The organism is Acutalibacter caecimuris, assembly GCF_034335085.1.
In the GTDB taxonomy this organism is placed as follows: Bacteria; Bacillota; Clostridia; order Oscillospirales; family Acutalibacteraceae; genus Acutalibacter; species Acutalibacter caecimuris.
Genome location: NZ_JAWXXJ010000076.1, coordinates 1 through 1,142, shown reverse-complemented (window position 1 = coordinate 1,142; position 1,142 = coordinate 1). Strand labels below are relative to the sequence as shown.

The window sequence follows — 1,142 nt, the reverse complement described above, 5'->3', positions numbered from 1 at the left end:
CTGCTCCCCTATGGTGTGTACACCGTCCGCCAGACCAAGGGCTGGGATGGGCGCGAGCTTATGAAAGATTTTGAGGTGTTCATCAATAAGGATGGCGGCGTGTACCGGTATCTCATCAATAACGCGCCGTTCACCAGCTACGTCAAAGTGATAAAGACAGATGCGGAAACCGGCAAGGCTATTCCCTACGCCGGAGCTGGTTTCCAGATTTACGACCCCAACGGGCAACTGGTGACCATGCAGTTCACCTACCCGGCGGTCACCAAAATTGATACCTTCTACACCACTAATGACGGTACGCTCATTACACCGGAATCCCTCCCCTACGGCACAGGCTACTCCCTGGTGGAAGTGCAGGCCCCTTACGGCTATGTGCTGAACTCTGAGCCTGTCTATTTCGATATAACCTCGGACAATTCCACCGAGGAAAGCACCGTTACTGTGGTACAAGTTGAGCGGCCTAATATGCCGCAGAAAGGCACAATCAGCATCACCAAGCTGAGCGAGGTGTTCTCCTCCGTCACATCTCTGGGCGGTGCGACCACAGATGAGGATGGCAACGAAATCGAATTGCCTGCAAGTTATCAGCCGGTCTACGAGGAAAAGCAGTTGGCTGGTGCAGTCTATGAGGTAACAGCCGCCGAGGACATCATCACCCCGGACGGTACCCTGCGCTATGCTGCGGGCGAGGTGGTATCCACCCTTACGACCGCCCAGGACGGTCCCGTTGCCACCGAACCCCTCTACCTGGGGAAGTACCAGGTGCGGGAAGTGGAGGCCCCCTTTGGCACGGTGTTGGACACAGAAACGCATCTGGTGGAGTTGACCTACGCTGGGCAGGAAATTGAAATCACCGAGGCCAGCACTACCCTCCACGATGACCGGCAGAAGATAAAAATCAGCCTCGATAAGGTGCTGGAGCAGGACGAGCGGTTCGAGATTGGCATGAATGGCGAAATTGCCACCGTGCAGTTTGGACTGTATGCTACCGAGGATATCACCGCCGCTGACGGTTCTGCAATCCCCGCTGATGGGCTGATTGAAACCATAAATTGTGCTGAAGATGGCTCCGCTGTGTTTGCCACCGACCTGCCTCTGGGCAGCTACTATGTCAAAGAGATTAGCACCGACAAGCACTACAC

The 1,142-nt window shown here is 55.2% G+C and carries 1 protein-coding gene; it reads left to right on the top strand.

Translation table 11 applies throughout. The annotated features are described in order from the left end of the window. A partial coding sequence (locus tag U8U01_RS17195; protein ID WP_322176809.1) for an MSCRAMM family protein occupies positions 1-1,142 on the top strand: 1,142 nt, incomplete at both ends.